A 17992-nucleotide genomic window follows, 5' to 3' on the forward strand; every position below is an offset into this window, starting at 1 on the left:
ACTACCTTTTAGCGAAAATGTTGCCTGGAAAACCCAGAAATTTCCTGGCCGTTTACTGTTTTTACTTGAACAATATCTTTTTAAATTCTTATTTCACGATCAAGGAATGGAGTCCTAATGCCGGTTGGTATGAACTATTCGTCTTCACTTAAGTCCTTTGCCCTGCTATTTACAGAATTAAAGAATCTTTGCATGTTGCGTATGCAAGGACTCAGTGACGCGGATCTAAATGACAAAATTCTTCGTGACAACTTGTTTCAGGTTGCTTCGGAATCGCGGAGAAAGGAACTGAAGTCTGTCACGATGAAACGGATGCGTGCACTTGATCCCTATTTAATGAAGAAACTTGTGACAGGTGACCTGGCCACCGGGAGAGTGATTGCTCTGTATGCGTTGATCATGACGGATCGGTTATTCAGGGAATTCATGGTTGAAGTCGTTGCGGATAAATTTGCGATACGTGACGATCAACTCACTAATACAGATTTTGACCATTTTTTTGAAAGAAAGAGGCTGCTGAGTATGCGAGTGAACAAATGGACGGATTATACGTTTTACAAGATGAGACAAGTCATGATCCGGATCTTGTTTGAATCCGGATTCTTGAAGATCAATAAGTCTGCCCGTTATCTGGTACGACCAATTATCGATCCGGACGTTCGCACATATCTGGCGGATATCGGTCAGCCGGAAATTATAGCTGCTTTGGTAGGTGATTAAGATGCGGACTTTACAAGACAGGCTGGATGATTTGCTGCCAAAAATCCAGAGCGCGGATTTCTTAAAAGGGCATGGGTTAGCTAACCAAGCAAACTATTACATATTCTCGTACGATCCGAAATACGAAATGCTGGTCCGGGATCATGTTCGCTATTTAGTACATCGGATCAATGATGATCCGGCTAATTCCCAGCATGTTGTGGAATGTGACCTCTATGAAATCATGTTGAAGATTCTGGAAGAAAAGGGATATCTAGAAAAAAGCTTTGCGATGGAGAAAAAATATGGCAGCGGAAGGATCTTTGAGGCAACAAGGCGCACCTTGCGCCTAACGCAGGATGATGACCAGGTAATTGAGTATATTCGGGAGCACGTGTCGCCTGGCGACATCATCCTCATCACCGGCGTCGGCAAAGCGTTTCCCTTAATCCGCTCCCATACTGTTTTGAACAATATTTTTAAAGCATCCGACCATTCTCCGGTCATTTTGTTCTTCCCTGGCGCCTATACAGGGCAAGAGCTGGTGTTGTTTAACGCGATTCAAGATGAGAATTTTTACCGCGCGGTACCGATTGTTCAGGATTAATTGAGGGGGATCTTGAAAATGCAAATACGTGATATGTTCAAGAAAAAGATCGACCGTGAAATTGAAGGCGTTGTGAAGATCGGTCAGGAAGACGATGCACGTGTCAGGCAGGAGCTTGATGAATACGTCGTCACCAATGAATTGGCCGGGCACCTCAGTCGTTTCTTTTCAACTTATAAAGACAGTATTCATCATCCGACAGAAAAGATTGGGGTCTGGATCTCCGGCTTCTTTGGCTCCGGAAAATCGCACTTTCTCAAAATTCTTTCCTATCTGGTAGAAAATCGTGAAGTCGACGGCCGACATGCAGTCGATTTTTTTGAAGATAAGATCAATGATCCAATCGTGCTGGCTGATATGAAAAGAGCAGCAAACGGTGATACAGACGTCATTCTGTTCGATATTGACGCCAAATCGGAATCCAGTATAAAAACAAAAAAAGATGCTGTCGTGAATGTCCTGAACAAGGTATTCAATGAGAAACAAGGCTTTTGCGGCTCCATTCCCTGGATTGCCGACCTCGAGCGGCAGATGACACTTGACGGAAAGTATGATGACTTCAGGAAAGTCTTCCATGAAATTTCCGGACGGGCTTGGGAAGAGGCACGGGACGACTTTTACTATGAAGAGGATGCCATTATCAAGGCGCTGAGCCGGTCGACTCAGATGAGTGAAACCTCAGCACGTGGCTGGTTCGACCATGCGGAAAATGACTATACGATCAGTATCGATCGCTTTGCCAAACGGGTAAAAGAGTACATTGATCGAAAAGGGAACGATCATCATGTCGTCTTCTTCATTGATGAAGTGGGTCAGTATATCGGTGACAATTCATCCGCCATGCTGAATCTGCAAACGATCGTTCAGGAACTCGGTCGGCAATGTCATGGGCAGGCATGGGTGGTTGTCACCAGTCAGGAAGACATCGACTCCGTCGTCAAGGTTAAGGGCGATGACTTTTCGAAGATTATGGGCCGGTTTACCCGGCTCAGCCTGTCCAGTGCATTTGTTGATGAAGTGATTAAGAAACGTATTCTGGAAAAAACGCCGAAGGCCGCGCTGCTCCTGAACGACGTCTTTGAGAGTAAAGAATCGATCCTCAAGAATCTCCTGACTTTTTCAGATAAAGGCGCCGAAATGAAAAAATTTAGAGATGCTGAAGAATTTGTGGCGGATTATCCATTTATCCCCTATCAGTTTAATTTACTGCAGCATGTCTTTACCGGAGTCCGGCTTCATGGCGCATCGGGGAAGCATCTTTCTGAAGGGGAACGATCGCTGCTCAGTTCATTTCAGGAAACAGCGGTCCACTACGCCGATCGGGAGGAAGGACTGCTTGTTCCGTTTTCTGCTTTTTACGATACAATTAAGGGCCTTCTGGATTCGATCATTACCAATGTGATTGTCCGGGCTTCAAACAATGAACGACTGACACCGGACGATGTCGACGTTCTGAAACTTTTGTTTCTGATCAAATATGTGAAAGAAGTTCCGGCCAATCTGGAAAACCTGGCCACGCTGATGGTTCGCTCGATCGATGAAGATAAAATTGATCTCAAAAAAAAGATTTCTGTATCACTCGGCCGCTTGATTCATGAAACGCTCGTTCAGAGGAACGGTGAAGAATATGTTTTTCTGACCAATGACGAGCAAGATGTCAATAAAGAAATTAAGAACATGCATGTTGAACGTTCAGAAGTGATCCAGCAGATTGGTGAAGATTTATTTCATTCCATCTATCCTACGAAGAAATATCGTTATTCTGCCCATTATAACTTCCCATTCAACACAATGATTGATGATCGTCCGGTAGGCAGCCAGTCTGCAGAGATTGGCCTGAAGGTGCTGACACCGGACTACGATGCTGAGAACGATCTGAATGATATGCAGTTGAAAGCTATGTCGATGCGTGAGAATAATGTCATTTTACATATGCCGGCGGAAACCGATTATCTTGATGAAATGGAAGAAGTTCTGAAAATTCAGGCTTATCTGAGGCTGAAAAGTGGTATTTCCGTGTCGCAGACGATTGAAGATATCAAAACCCGCAAAACGCGTGAAGTCACCGACAGGAAAAATCGAATCACTCTTTCCCTGAATAACGCTCTTGAAACGGCGGACATCTATGTTTATGGAGAGCCTTTAGCCATTAAGGAGAAAAATCCGGTCGACCGAATCAACGAAGCATTCCATTCATTGATCCGGAATCTTTATCACAAAATCGATTACGTTACCAAGTTTACTGAAAACAAAGAAGAACTGCTTCAGTTACTGAAGCACCCGGAAGAACAAATGACTGCATTCGATGAGGATGTCCCCAATCATTTGGCCCTTCAGGAAGTCGATGCCTATATTTCCCGGATGGCTGCCCGTCATGAAGATGTGACCGTGAAAAGTGTCATCCGTTATTTTGCCGGAAAACCGTTCGGCTGGATGGATCTGGATACCGAAGCACTTCTGATTCGCCTTTTTCTGGGTCAGTCGATTAAACTGCTGCTGGACCGTGTCTACCTGCAGCCAAACGATCGTCAATTAGCTGATGCCTTTACCCGACGCGATCTGATCGATCGAGTGATTGTTGCGAAGCGGGAGAAGATTTCTCCTGTCCTGCTGAAAGCAGTGAAAGACCTCTGCCAGATGCTGTTCGATCGATCTGCTGTGCCGACCGATGAGGATGGTCTGATGCAGGCGTTCAAACACTTGCTTAATCAGGAATTACAGCATCTTAATGCCATGCTCAACGTCTACCGGGACCATACCGAATATCCGGGCAAAGATGTGGTGATTTCCGGACAGCAAGCGATGCAGAGTCTGGCAGCTCTTGGTGATGCCGGGACGTTCTATAAGCAGGCATATAAACTGAGGAATACGTTTGAAGATTATGCAGACCGGATCAAAGATGTCAAAGGCTTCTTTGGCAACCAGCGTGACAAATTTGATTCTGCCTATCGACTGATGAAAGTTTATGAAAAAAATAGAACGTATATCACAGAATCTGATTTGATCGAGACTGAAAAAGAAATCGAACACATTATTGAAAATACAACGCCCTATGGACAGATTCAGAAGTTGCCGGTCCTTTGTGATGCGTTCCGCGACTCCTTTATGAACCAAATCGAAAAAGAAAGTAAACCGGTCGAAAAAAATATCGATCATGACTACCAGGATGTACTGGCCGAATTGGAAAAAGATCCGATCTCAAAAGAAAAGTTTGCGACGACATTTCGTCAAGAGTTTCTTGATTTAAAAGACCGGTTACTGAAAGCAGACAGCATCATTGAAGTGATTGCCGGACGAGAGGAGAGCGACCGGCTTAAACTGCGCTGCATGGATCAAATTGAAGATGAACGGGAGCAAAGAGTGACGGTGCCCGTTGGACCTGATCCGGATAATACAGGAAAACCACCGGTCGTGAAAGAACGGCAAAAAAAGACGAAAACGATCAGTAAACATGTAATCATGCGCGGTACACAAACAATTTCGTCTGAAGCTGACTTAGATCAATTTATTAATGAACTGAGAAAGAAACTGGAAGCAGAACTTGATGAGAACACGATCATCAAGCTTGTGTGATTGAGGAGGACAAGCATGATGACAGAACAGACCAAAAATGATCCTATTGATAAAAAGGCTATTAAGAGCTTTGCCGTTGCAGCACGCAGAAAACTGATCGAAGGTGTGGAACAGAAAGCCTATGCGTTTGGCATTACCAAGCAACAAATTCAGAATGCAGATTCTGTGAAGATTAATGGCTTTCCGATGGATGAGACGCAGCAGAAGCAGCGGAAACATCTCGTTGAAAAAATAAAACATTCTGGATTCAATGAGGTTATTGAAGAAGTTGCTTATACGTGGTTCAACCGTTTTATCGCCTTGCGATTCATGGAAGTGAATGATTATCTGCCCAGTGGTATCCGGATTCTCTCATCGATTGATGGGAAACGTGATCCGGATATTCTGAGCAATATCGAACTCGTCGCTGATGAACTGCAACTTGATAGGAACAAAGTTTATGATCTTCAGGATCGGAACGCATTGGATCAATTATTCAAATATATCCTGATTCATCAGTGCAACGAGTTGAGCCAGATGATGCCGAGCATATTCGAACCGATTGACGATGCAACCGAGTTGCTCCTTCCTGATCATCTGCTAAGGGAAGGATCTGTCATCCGGAAATTGGTTGATGAGATCAAAGAAGAAAATTGGAAACATCAAATTGAGATCATCGGCTGGCTGTATCAGTATTATATTTCAGAGGAGAAAGATCAGGTCTTTGCCCGACTGAAGAAGAATATCAAAATTGGTAAAGAGGATATTCCGGCTGCCACACAATTGTTTACACCCAAATGGATTGTGCAATATATGGTAGAAAACTCACTAGGCAGACTGTGGCTGGAATCACACCCTGATCAGGAAATGCGTCAGCAGTGGCCTTATTACCTGGATGAAGCACAACAGGAAGCTGAAGTGCAGAAAAAAATTGATGCACAGAAAAATCATCAACTCAGTCCGGAATCAATCAAATTTCTGGATCCGTGCATGGGGTCCGGACATATTCTGGTTGATGCGTTTGATGTTTTCTTTTCGATTTATCAAAAAGCAGGTTATTCGGTTCGGGACATCCCCAGACTCATTCTTGAGAAGAATCTTTATGGTCTAGAAATTGATGAACGTGCCAAGCAGCTTGCTTATTTCTCATTAATGATGAAAGCGCGGCACTATGATCGACAGCTATTTCAAAAGCCGGTTCATGTGCATGTGTATGCCATTCAGGAAAGCAATTCAATCACTCAAGATGAAATCGATCTTGTTGCAGGAGACAATTCAGATCGAAATCAGGTTGTCGCACTAGTTAACCTGTTCAAAGATGCCAGATTATACGGATCAATCCTTAAGGTCCCTGGTGAAATTGATCTCGACCTGCTGCGATCGAGATTGAAAGCTTTACGTGAGGATAAAAGTCATAATCTGTTTATAGAGGAATTTCAACAGCGAAACCTTAAATTGTTTGAAAATATGCTAGAGCAGGCTACGATGCTTTCCATGAAATATGATGTGGTTGTGACAAATCCACCGTATATGGGGCGGAAGGGGATGAATGATAAACTTTCGATTTACATAAAAAAACATTATCCCGATGAAAGTGCAGATTTATTTGCTGTCATGATGGAAAGATGCAGATGCTTTTCAGAGAAAAAAGGATTTATCAGTATGATTACTCAGCAATCCTGGATGTTTCTCTCATCATTTGAAAAAATGCGCATCCACCTATTAAATCAAGAACAAATTTATTCCATGGTTCATCTTGGTGCAAGAGCATTTGCGGAAATCGGTGGAGAAGTTGTCCAAAGTACAATGTTTGTATCTCATCATTATTACATTCCTAACTACCAAGGCACTTTCATTCGTTTAGTTGATTTCAAAAGTGCTAATGAAAAGCGCAAACAATTTAATAATAACAGGTTTTATTATACAAGATCTCAATCCGCTTTTTCAGACATCCCCGGTTCTCCGATTGCCTATTGGGCAAGTGATCAAGTTAGAAAAATTTTTCGAGAGAATCCAAAATTAGGAGACGTAGCAGAACCTAGGCAAGGAATGGCAACTGCGGATAATAATCGCTTTTTGCGATTATGGCATGAAGTTAATTTTAATAGAATTGGATTTAACTATAAGAGCCGGGAAGAAGCACTTCGATCAAAGCAAAAATGGTTCCCATATAATAAAGGCGGAGCCTTTCGGAAATGGTATGGGAATATGGAATATGTTGTGAATTGGAAAAATGATGGAGAAGAGATAAAAAATTTTGTCATTAAGCGGTATCCATATTTGAATGGAAATTATGAATATGTTGTGAAAAACATGAAGTATTATTTTCGTGAAGGAATCACATGGACTGCGATTTCACGTAAACATTTTTCAGTTCGATATGTAGATAAGGGTTCTATTTTTAGTAATGCGGGTATGATGATTTTTACACGTAACAAAGTTGAATTATTATTTTTATTAGGGCTAGTTAATTCAAAACAAGCCTTCATGTTAATTAGTCAGCTCTCGTCTACATTAAATTTTGATCAAGGCGTGGTACGACGCATACCAGTCAATGAGGGTAATAGCGATGCGGTTATAAATCTCGTCAATAAAAATATAAATATAGCTACAATTGATTGGTACTCCTTCGAAACGTCCTGGGACTTCAAGCAGCATCCCCTCATAGAGTTCCGTAATGGTGCCGCGACTATTGATGAGGCATACAATAATTGGGCTCGCGAAGCAGAGCGACGCTTTACAACACTGAAAGCAAATGAAGAAGAATTAAACCGGATTTTCATCAATCTGTATGGTCTGCAGGATGAACTGACATCGGAAGAGTCGGATGATGAGGTAACGGTCCGGCGAGCGGATCGCGAGCGTGATGTGAAGTCATTTCTGTCCTATTGTGTGGGCATTATGTTTGGACGCTATTCGCTGGGCGAAGACGGACTGATTTTTGCCGGCGGGACGTTTGATCGGAATCGTTATCGGACCTATAAGCCGGATAAGGACAATGTGATCCCTATTACGGATGAAACTTATTTTGAAGATGATATAGTCGGCCGTTTTATTGATATTGTCAAACGGATTTTTGGCGAACAGACATTGGAACAGAATCTTGATTTTATTGCTGAATCGCTGAAGAAAAAGTCGGGGGAAACCGCGCGTCAGCGGATCCGCCGCTATTTTCTGAAGGAGTTTTATAAAAACCACGTGCAGATCTATAAGAAGCGGCCGATTTACTGGCTGTTCGACAGCGGAAAAGAGAATGGGTTTAAGGCACTGATCTATCTGCACCGTTATGAACCGGGGCTGGTTGCCCGAGTACGAACCGATTATCTGCATGCCATGGAGCGGAAATATGAAGAAGAGATGCAACGTCTGGATCTGCAGATGGAAGCTGAGGCACCGGAACGGGACAAGGTACGAGCAAGAAAGCAAAAAGAGAAACTGCAGAAACAACTGGAAGAGTGCCGACAGTATGATCAGGTGGTGGCTCATGTTGCCAGTCAACAAATCCCGCTTGATCTGGATGACGGTGTGAAAGTGAACTATGCCAAATTCCAGAATATTGACGTGCCGGGGAAGAAAGTCAAGGTCAATCTGCTGGCGAAGATCTGAGACGGATGGAACTTGGGGAGATTTGTCATGAAACTGAAAGAAGTACAGCGTGTCCTGAATGAGACGTTTCATAAACCGCTTCGCTGGGGGCAAAAACGCCACCTGGTGTTCTGGTATGATCCGGCAGGCGAATTCAAAGAGGATATCCATGATCTGCAGCTGGATCAGGTACACATCTGGGAATTAACCCCTGATAATTTCTTTGCGACCAAGTATGAACTGGAGAAGAAGGACCCTGAATCTTCATTTCTGATCTATGCACCAATGGCGAAACCGGCACCGCAGGAAGACTGGCTCTATGATCAGTTGAAAATGGGTGTGGAATTCTCCACGGATAAAACAACAGCCATCATGCGTGAACTCGGTGTCTCCGACGATGGACTCCGTAAAGTGTTCCATCGTTATATGAAATTTTTCAATAATAAGCAGCGCTTTGCGGCATTTCAAGCATTTGGGATTCAGAACTACGATCCGGAAAAAATAGATGTTGCGGTGCTGGCTGTGCTGACCCATAACGCGATCAATAAACTAGATGAAGTCGTAGAAGTGTTGATGCGTGAAACGGCAGCGGGCGGAAACCGGTCCTGGGAAATGATCGGAAAATTCGGCGACATTGATGCTTTTTGGCACCTGGTCGAGAAAGCGTACGGCTATACCCGGGGAGAAAAATCCCTGCCGGATTTGATCACTTTTTTCATGCTGACATATCTCGTCTCCACGGCACCGGATCTGAACCTGCCGGAGGACTGGAAGGCTTATCTGGCGGTGCGGCCGATGAATGTGGTGGTGCTGATGAGTCAGTTCATGAACCAGCCACAGGATCGGGCAGCATTCCAGAAATTGTCCGGGATGGTGGCCAAAACGATTCATCTGGAGAGCCATTTGAAGGCATGGGAGGTGCAGAATTACCTCAAGGCCGATGCCTTTAAAGAGTTTGATCAGTCATTGATTCAATACATCATTACTCAGCTGACATCCGGTGTCGGACAGTTTGACACCTATCAGAGTATGTTGGATGCCCGTCGGACATTGCACTGGTATCCGGATTACGTTGATGCATATGAGGCAGTGGGACAAGCCATTTGTCTTTTTCAGCTGGACGCGGAGCAGCAACACTTCATACCTGAGTCATCTGCCGGTCAGATGTTTCAAAAATACACAGATGATTATTACCGCTTTGACCAGGCATATCGGAAATTTTATATGACCTACGATCGCTGGCAGCAGGATGACAGCCTGATCCCGCTGCGTCGGCAGGTTGAGCACGCGTACACTAGTGGCTATTTGCGTGAACTGTCAGCCAAATGGACACAGAGTCTGAACAGGCGGGCGCCGGATCAATGGGCGATCACCGGTGTGCCGCAACAAACACGTTTTTATACGGAGTGTGTGCAGCCCTATGTGACACGAGGTGAGCGGGTTTTCGTGATCATTTCCGATGCGTTTCGCTATGAGGCGGGTCAGGAACTGACCGATCGGCTGAATCAGGAAAAAAAAGGTTTGGCTGAACTCTCGGCCATGCAGAGCACCTTGCCCTCCTATACGGCACTGGGTATGCCGGCTCTGCTACCCCATCATTCGCTCAGCTATCAAGGGAACTCGCAGAAGGAGCCTGAAATTTTACTTGATCAGATGACAACAATCGGGACATATGCCCGAAATCTGATTTTGCAGAAACGAGTGAAGGAGAGCCTGGCGATCCAGGCACAGGATCTGCGCGACATGCGGCAGCAGGAGATGCGGCAGAAGTTTCAGTCGTTGAAGGTCGTCTATATTTATCATAACCGGATTGATGCCAGCGGCGATCACCCGGCATCAGAAACGGAAGTATTTGCGGCTACGGAACAGGCTATCGATGAACTTATTGCCTTAGTTAACAAACTGGTGAATAACGTCAGTGCATCCGCGGTGATTGTCACTGCGGATCATGGGTATCTGTATCAGCGCGATCCGGTCAAGCCAAGTGGAAAGCTGCCTAAGGCTGACGGAATGGTTCTGGCATTGAACCGCCGTTTTATGCTCAGTGAAGAGAAAACAGATGCGGAGGGAACACTGCAGTTCTCAACAGAAGGGGAACTGGCTAATGATCCGCCTCTGATGATTACCATACCGAATGGTGATGAACGGTTTATGGTTCAGGGCGGCGGTGCCAATTATGTGCATGGCGGTGCGATGCTTCAGGAAATCGCCGTGCCGGTGGTCGCATTTCGCAGCCGCCGCAATGACGTTTTACGTCAGGTCAATGTGAAATTGATGAGCAGTACACGGAAGATCACAAATATAATTACATTCCTCGAATTTTACCAGACGGAGCCAATGGCGGAGAAGGTGCATCCGCGTCGCCTGAACCTCTTCTTCACGGATTCAGACAAGGAAAAGATGTCGAACGAGGTTCACCTGCTGGCCGACCGATCTTCCGAAAAGCCTGCCGATCGGGTCTTTCGTGAGAAATTTGTTTTCAAAAATAGATCTTACGACCGGCACGCAACCTACTATCTGGTTCTGGAAGATGAGGATCAGACGGTCGAGAAAATCTATGAACGGATTCCGTTTACGATCGATATTGCATTTGCTGATGACTTCGGATTTTGAGGCGGGGGATGAACCGGATGGATGATCTGGATCAGAAATTATATGAAGCATTTCCAGGAAAAGTCGTTCGCAAGGACCTGACGAAGAAGATTAAAGAAGGCGCTAATGTGCCGGTGTACGTGCTGGAATACCTGCTTGGCATGTACTGCGCGACAGACGACGAAGAAGGCATTGAGGACGGTGTGAGGCAAGTGAAAAAGATCCTTGCCGAGAACTATGTCCGGCCTGATGAGGCGGAGAAAGTAAAGTCGCGGATCCGCGAGCTGGGGCATTATACCGTGATCGATCGAATTACTGCCCGGCTTGATGAGCGGAATGACCTTTATAAGGCAGAGTTCTCGAATCTGGGGCTCTCCGATGTCGTGATTTCCTCTAAATATGTCAAGGACTTCGACAAATTGCTGACCGGCGGGATCTGGTGCATTATCCAGATGGCTTATTTCTTCGATGAAAATGATAAAGCATCAAGCCCGTTTACGATTGAAAAACTGACCCCGATTCAGATGCCGAGTATGGACTTGAAGGAACTTTTTGCTGCCCGGAAACGGTTTCATAAAGATGAATGGATCGACATTTTGATTCGTTCGATCGGGATGGAGCCGACACAATTTGAACCGGCCGTCAAGTGGCACCTTCTTGAGCGGCTGGTACCGCTGGTCGAAAACAATTACAATCTTTGTGAACTGGGCCCTCGGGGTACAGGCAAATCCCATGTCTATAAAGAAATTTCGCCGAATTCCATTCTTGTTTCCGGCGGGCAGACGACTGTTGCCAATCTGTTTTTTAATATGGCGACGCATCAGATCGGCCTTGTCGGCATGTGGGATACGGTCGCTTTTGATGAAGTGGCCGGCATCAAATTCAAGGATCAGGACGGCATTCAGATTATGAAAGATTATATGGCTTCCGGTTCATTCGCCCGTGGCCGTGAGGAGAAAACGGCTGCGGCATCGATGGTTTTCGTTGGCAACATTAATCAGAGCGTCGATGTGCTGTTGAAGACATCCAATCTTTTTGAACCCTTTCCTGAGGTGATGGCTGCGGATTCAGCCTTCTTCGATCGGATGCACTTCTATCTGCCGGGGTGGGAGATTCCCAAAATGAGGCCGGAATATTTTACGAATAATTATGGTTTTATCACCGACTACCTCTCCGGGTTCATGCGTGAGATGCGCAAACGCTCGTTCTCCGATGCCATTGATCACTTTTATCATCTCGGGAACAATCTGAATCAGCGCGATGTCATTGCCGTGCGCAAAACCGTTTCCGGTTTGATCAAACTCGTGTATCCTGACGGTGTGTTTAATAAAGAAGAAATAGAAGAAATTCTTCGCTATGCACTGGTCGGCCGCCGGCGCGTAAAGGAACAGCTGAAGAAGATCAGCGGGATGGAGTTTTATGATGTCAACTTCTCCTATATCGATAATGACTCGATGGAAGAACAGTTCGTCTCGGTTCCGGAACAAGGCGGAGGAAAGATCATTCCTGAAGGGCTGGGGAAACCGGGTCATGTTTATACCGTTTGCCGTGGGAAGACCGGGATGATTGGGGCCTACAAGATTGAGACAGAGATGACGTCAGGCAACGGAAAGTTTGAGCGTGCCGGATTTGGCTCAGATTCAGCCGCCAAAGAAAGTGTTGATACGGCATTTCATTTTTTTAAGTCGAATGGCAAGTCGATCAGCGGCAAGATCAGTACACAGAAGAAGGATTATCTGCTGCAGATTCAGGATATCCATGGCGTCGGTCTGAATGATCAGTTATCCTTGGCGGCACTCGTTGCGTTGTGTTCTGCAGCTGTCGGTCGGCCCGTTCAGAGTCAGCTCGTGATCCTCGGATCCATATCGATCAGTGGAACCATCCAAAGAGTAGACGACCTGGCTAGTGTCCTGCAGATCTGTCTCGATTCCGGCGGTAAGAAAGTCTTGCTCCCGATGTCGGCTGCTGCAGATCTGGGTACGGTTCCACCGGAAATCTTCGCCAAGTTTCAGATCATTTTCTATCAAAGTGCTGAAGACGCTGTGTTCAAAGCACTGGGCGTGTCGTAAATCGGATACATACTCAAATGAAAGCGCAACAAAAAATGTTGAAAATAGCCGAAAAGGTATTGACAAGATGTCCTATGAATTTTACATTATAGGTAAGCGATTTGGGGAAATCGCCGTATCACATGTATCGTATCAGATCAAGTTTTGCATGGTTTGTATGGTAAAGCATTAAGCTGTGGCGTTAGGGATCGCCTCCCAAAAGGGAATTCCCTCAATTAAGTGACTAGGCCTTGGGTTTAGTCATTTTTTTGTATCAGATATAACTGAATGTTTAAAAATATATAAAATTAATTTCGTCTGGGGCTGATTTTTATGAAATATAGTATCGGGCTTGATATTGGTATCTCTTCCGTCGGCTGGTCGGTGATCAACCTGGACAGAGAACGGATCGAGCTTATGGGCGCCCGGCTATTTGATGCGGCAGAGAATCCAAAGAATGGATCTTCTCTGGCAGCACCGCGGCGTGATGCCCGTTCGGCGAGGCGGCGTCTCAGGCGGCGCCGTTATCGCGTCGGCAGAGTTCGCCATTTTATCATCGACCGCGGATTAGTGACACGTGGTCAGGCCGATCAACTCTTTGACTGGAAAGACGGTGACCTTGATATCTGGCTCGTTCGGGTCAATGCTCTTGAACGGCTGCTGACTGATCGCGAGTTTGCCAGAGTACTCATTCATATTGCCAAGAACAGAGGCTACCGGTCGAACCGGAAGAGCGAGGCTAAATCCGGAGAAAACGGGCAGGTGCTCTCCGCAATAAAGGCTAACAAGGAACTGATGGAGGAGAAAGGCTACCAGACCGTGGCCGAAATGCTGGTCAATGAACCGGAAACTTTTGCCGGACGAAAGCGGAACCGTGGGGGAGAATATACACATGTCATTGCCCGATCGGAACTGGAGCACGAGATTCGGCTCATCTTTACCAAACAACGCGCTTTCGGCAACCGGTTTGCCACCGAAGAGAATGAAAATACATATGTAAAGATTTGGGCAGCACAGCGCCCAGTTGCGACGAAAGATGATATTCTGAAGAAAATCGGTGACTGCACATTCGAGAAAGGTGAAAAGCGGGCGCCAAAAGCTTCTTATGCATTTCAATACTTTCGCGCTTTGGATAAATTGAACCGGTTGCGGATTCTGTCGGTTCGTGAGCCTTCGCGGAATCTTACAGATGATGAGAGAAATCTCATTGTTCCGGCATTGTTTAATCATGACAAGCAGAAATACTCTGATTTAAGAAAAATTCTGCAGCTTCGGGACGATCAGAAATTCAATGAACTGTTCTACGATCCGGGTAAATCTTTGAAAGAAAATGAGAATAAAACTTTTTTATCACTTGCGGAGCAATATAAGATTCGCAAGGTCATTAGGGACGTACAAGGAAAAGATGGTCTGCTCCAGTATCGGCCACTGGATATAGATACGATTGCCTATGCATTGACGGTTTTCAAAGATGATCAGGATACAAGAGATTATTTGTCGAACACGTTTGTGAATGGAAATGGAAAACAGGTTCTCAATCTGGCAAATCGGGCATTCGATGCCGAGCTGATCGATGGCTTGCTCAGCCTCTCATTTGCTAAATTCGGCCATTTGTCTCTAAAAGCACTTCATAAGTTGATTCCTCATATGGAGCAGGGATTGTCCTATTATGATGCGTGCAAGAAAGTTGGTTACCACGATAACGAACAGGTCGGGAAGAGCAAGCAACATTTACTGCCAGTAATCCCAGCGGATGAAATCCGTAATCCGGTTGTTGTACGTTCACTCTCACAGACAAGAAAGGTCATTAACGCAATTATTAAAAGATACGGTTCGCCAACCTTTATGTATATTGAACTCGCCCGGGAGATGGGGCGGCCATATAATGAACGCAGGGATTTGGAGAAACAATACAATAAGAACAGAACTGTGAACGATAGTGCTATTGAGCAAATTCATGAATTATATCCTGAGATTGGTGCACCACGCGGTCATGACATTCTGAAATACAAACTTTGGCAGCAGCAGGATTGCAAATGTGCTTACTCATTAGAAAAGATTCCTGCTGAGAAAATATTTGAACCCGGTTATGCGGAGGTGGATCATATCATCCCGTATAGTCGAAGCTTTGATGACAGTAATTCCAATAAGGTGCTGGTTCTTTCACGAATGAATCAGGAAAAAAAGAATCGAACACCGTATGAATGGTTTGGTGGCGATGAACATCGCTGGAATAAATTCGAATCTTACGTCAATGCACTTAAAGTCAATCGGAAGAAAAAGTCATTACTGACCAAGAAAAATATGGATACTGAAGAGGAAGATACCTTTAAATCCCGTCATTTGAACGACACCAGGTATATTACTCGGTTTATTAAAAGCTTCGTCGAAGATAATCTGCTGTTCCGAGAGATAGAAGGGGCCAAGCAGCATGTCTTCACTGTAAACGGAGCATATACTTCTTTGATGCGCAAACGCTGGGGATTCAATAAAAATCGGGAAGAGAGTGATCTGCATCATTCGGTAGATGCAGTAATTATTGCGGTAAGCCAGCCATTTCGTAATGAGGTTAGCCGGTATTTCAAACATCGTGAAATCAGTCTTCCGCAGTTGCTGAAAAGAACATGGGACTACTTCCCGGAACCGTGGGAAGGCTTTGTGAAAGAACTCAGAGCCCGGACCTTGCAGGATCCGGAGAAATTGAAACTAGCTTTGGAGAGCCTCGATCTGGATAGCTATGATCCAGAGTTTATTGATGAGGTAAAACCAATCTTCATTTCCAGAATGCCGAAGCGGTCAATTAAAGGACAGATTCATGACGAGACACTGCGGCGAAATAGAGGAAAGACAAAGGATGGTTTTGTTAAAATAGTCACCCGCACGCGGCTTGAAAATATTAAGTTTGATAAAAATGGAGATTTCCCGATGTATGGTAGAGAATCTGATCCAAAAACCTATCAGGCGATTAAGCAGCGGTATCTAGAGAACAATAAAGATAAGAAGAAAGCCTTTATCGAACCGTTATATAAACCTGCTAAGAATCCGAATAATGCATCGCTAATCCGTTCGGTTAAGATTGAGGACAAAGCTAATCAGATCGTTCCTTTAAGAGATGAAGCGGTTGCATATAATGCTAGTATCGTGCGGACAGAGGTATACCGGAATAAAGAAACAGGGAAATTTTATCTTGCGCCAGTGTATGTGTCGGATGTGTTTGCAGGGAGAGAACCAAGAAGGTTCATTCGAGCTAATGTACCCTATGAACAATGGGTCAATATTACAGATAAATTCACGTTCCTCTTTAACCTTTATCCAAATGATGTAATATATATAAAAATGAAAAAGGTAAAGACTACCAAATCAAACATTAATAAAACTATTTCATGGCAGGAAAGTTACTTTTACTTCAAAGGAACTGATATTCATACTGGGGCAATCACAATAATTGATCACATGAACAGCTTTACAGATCGTGTTGGAACGCAAGGCCTTCAGCTCTTTGAAAAATATCAAGTTGATCCGCTCGGAAATTTATCAAGGGTGCATGGGGAGACACAATATGGCGTACCGGCACTTAGTCATTCGTAATCCATCAAAGTTGTCAACGAAGGATGAACAGCTTCTGATTCATCAGGAAGAAACGATCCGCATTCCATTAGAGGATATTTGTACAATTACGTTGGAAGATCCGTCGATTACGATCACTAGTGCTCTACTAAGCAAATGTACGGAATATCAGGTTGAAGTGATTCTATGTGACCATAAGCGAATGCCCAGTGGGATTATTCAAACCTTTAATCAACATTCTCGGCAAAAAGAAGTTCTGGAGATTCAGCTCAAATTACCAAAGCCCTTTATCAAACGAATCTGGCAGAAGATTGTCATCCGAAAATTGGAAAATCAGGCACATTGTCTGGAGCTGTTAAACAAGGGAGAAGAAGCAAACCGGCTTTTTTCAATTAGTCGCAGTGTTGAGTCCGGAGACCGCAGCAATCGTGAAGCGTACGGAGCAAGGGTTTATTTTATGGCTGTTTTCGGAGATAGATTTCAGCGACGCGAAGAAAACACGCGGAATGTAGCATTAAATTATGGATATAGCATTATGCGTTCACTGGTTGCCCGCGCGTTAGTTCGTTACGGATTTAATCCTTGCTTCGGTGTGTTTCATGATAGTCAAACGAATGCTTTTAATCTGGCAGATGACTTCATGGAGACTCTGCGCGCCTTTGTTGATGTTATCGTTGCAGTGAATGTGAAGGAGAATGACGAGTGGGACGCAGACATCCGAAAGAAATTATTTGAAGTGCTGAACATTGAAGCAGTTTGGAACGGTGAAAAACAGAGTATTACGAACGGGGTGGATCAGATGGTGAAAAGTTATGCAACTGCATGCCGGCAGACAGATGCTTCACTTTTGCTTCTCCCTGAATTAGTTAATGTGCATATTCATTCGTATGAGTAAGTTTATGAGAATCCTGGTATTCTTTGATCTGCCGGTAACGTCGATCCGTGAACGGAAAGCCTATAGCCATTTTCGAAAATTTTTACTCAAGGATGGCTATACCATGCTTCAATTTTCTGTGTACACACGAATCTGCAATGGAGAAGATGGGGTCACAAAACATATGAAACGGCTGAAAGAACATCTTCCGCCGGTAAATGGTGCAATCCGTTCAATGAAAATCACTGAAAAACAGTTTGAAAATATGGACATTCTGCTTGGAGAGGATACTCCGGAAGAAAAATTGGGTGCAAATAAAACGGATTTTTTTTAGAATTGAGGGTTGCTTTTTTAGCAATCCTCTTATTTTTTTACATAGATCGCATTAAAAGAAGAATAGATAGGCAAAAAAGCAACGCTTTTGCGCTGCTTTTTTGAAGTGAGAACTCCCTGAAATGGGGATGTATC

At 44.5% G+C, this 17992-nt stretch carries 9 protein-coding genes; all 9 read left to right on the top strand.

Translation table 11 applies throughout. The features are described from left to right. Nucleotides 1–129: 129 nt before the first annotated feature. The 9 genes from D889_RS0106925 (at nt 130) to cas2 (ending at nt 17858) form a co-directional block, all read left to right on the top strand. Nucleotides 130–720 (top strand): DUF1819 family protein, encoded by a 591-nt coding sequence (locus D889_RS0106925; RefSeq protein ID WP_248676831.1) that lies wholly within the window; start codon nt 130–132, stop codon nt 718–720. A 1-nt stretch (nt 721) separates the two neighbouring features. Then, the gene (locus tag D889_RS0106930; RefSeq protein ID WP_010632734.1) at nt 722–1306 is read left to right on the top strand and encodes a DUF1788 domain-containing protein; all 585 of its coding nucleotides are present in this window, start codon (nt 722–724) and stop codon (nt 1304–1306) included. A gap of 18 nt (nt 1307–1324) precedes the next feature. Continuing rightward, on the top strand, nt 1325–4879 hold the full coding sequence (gene brxC / locus D889_RS0106935) for a BREX system P-loop protein BrxC (RefSeq protein ID WP_010632733.1): 3555 nt from the start codon (nt 1325–1327) through the stop codon (nt 4877–4879). A gap of 18 nt (nt 4880–4897) precedes the next feature. Further along, entirely contained in the window at nt 4898–8464 is a 3567-nt protein-coding gene (pglX, locus tag D889_RS0106940; protein ID WP_010632732.1) for a BREX-1 system adenine-specific DNA-methyltransferase PglX, read from the top strand. Nucleotides 8465–8491: 27 nt separating this feature from the next. Further along, complete coding sequence (gene pglZ / locus D889_RS0106945; RefSeq protein ID WP_010632731.1) at nt 8492–11056, top strand: BREX-1 system phosphatase PglZ type A; 2565 nt, start codon at nt 8492–8494, stop codon at nt 11054–11056. Nucleotides 11057–11073: 17 nt separating this feature from the next. Continuing rightward, nucleotides 11074–13104 carry a protease Lon-related BREX system protein BrxL gene (brxL, locus tag D889_RS0106950; RefSeq protein WP_010632730.1) on the top strand — a complete coding sequence of 677 codons (2031 nt, stop codon included), beginning with the start codon at nt 11074–11076 and terminating at the stop codon, nt 13102–13104. Between the two features lie 312 nt (nt 13105–13416). Further along, complete coding sequence (gene cas9 / locus D889_RS0106955) at nt 13417–16671, top strand: type II CRISPR RNA-guided endonuclease Cas9 (RefSeq protein ID WP_010632729.1); 3255 nt, start codon at nt 13417–13419, stop codon at nt 16669–16671. Continuing rightward, a complete protein-coding gene (cas1, locus tag D889_RS0106960) occupies nt 16643–17545 on the top strand; it encodes a type II CRISPR-associated endonuclease Cas1 (RefSeq protein WP_010632728.1) in 903 nt (300 codons plus the stop codon). The genes cas9 and cas1 overlap by 29 nt, the downstream gene beginning before the upstream one ends. Before the next feature lie 4 nt (nt 17546–17549). Further along, nucleotides 17550–17858 (top strand): CRISPR-associated endonuclease Cas2, encoded by a 309-nt coding sequence (gene cas2, locus D889_RS0106965; protein WP_010632727.1) that lies wholly within the window; start codon nt 17550–17552, stop codon nt 17856–17858. Nucleotides 17859–17992: the final 134 nt, after the last annotated feature.

The organism is Sporolactobacillus vineae DSM 21990 = SL153 (genome assembly GCF_000377985.1).
GTDB classification, from domain to species: Bacteria; Bacillota; Bacilli; order Bacillales; family Sporolactobacillaceae; genus Sporolactobacillus; species Sporolactobacillus vineae.

Excerpts from the sequence above, each read along its gene's own strand:
- cas9 (WP_010632729.1), top strand. The coding sequence starts at position 13,417 with ATGAAATATAGTATCGGGCTTGATATTGGTATCTCTTCCGTCGGCTGG.
- pglZ (WP_010632731.1), top strand. The coding sequence starts at position 8,492 with ATGAAACTGAAAGAAGTACAGCGTGTCCTGAATGAGACGTTTCATAAA.
- D889_RS0106930 (WP_010632734.1), top strand. The coding sequence starts at position 722 with ATGCGGACTTTACAAGACAGGCTGGATGATTTGCTGCCAAAAATCCAG.
- pglX (WP_010632732.1), top strand. The coding sequence starts at position 4,898 with ATGACAGAACAGACCAAAAATGATCCTATTGATAAAAAGGCTATTAAG.
- brxL (WP_010632730.1), top strand. The coding sequence starts at position 11,074 with ATGGATGATCTGGATCAGAAATTATATGAAGCATTTCCAGGAAAAGTC.
- cas2 (WP_010632727.1), top strand. The coding sequence starts at position 17,550 with ATGAGAATCCTGGTATTCTTTGATCTGCCGGTAACGTCGATCCGTGAA.
- D889_RS0106925 (WP_248676831.1), top strand. The coding sequence starts at position 130 with ATGAACTATTCGTCTTCACTTAAGTCCTTTGCCCTGCTATTTACAGAA.
- brxC (WP_010632733.1), top strand. The coding sequence starts at position 1,325 with ATGCAAATACGTGATATGTTCAAGAAAAAGATCGACCGTGAAATTGAA.
- cas1 (WP_010632728.1), top strand. The coding sequence starts at position 16,643 with ATGGCGTACCGGCACTTAGTCATTCGTAATCCATCAAAGTTGTCAACG.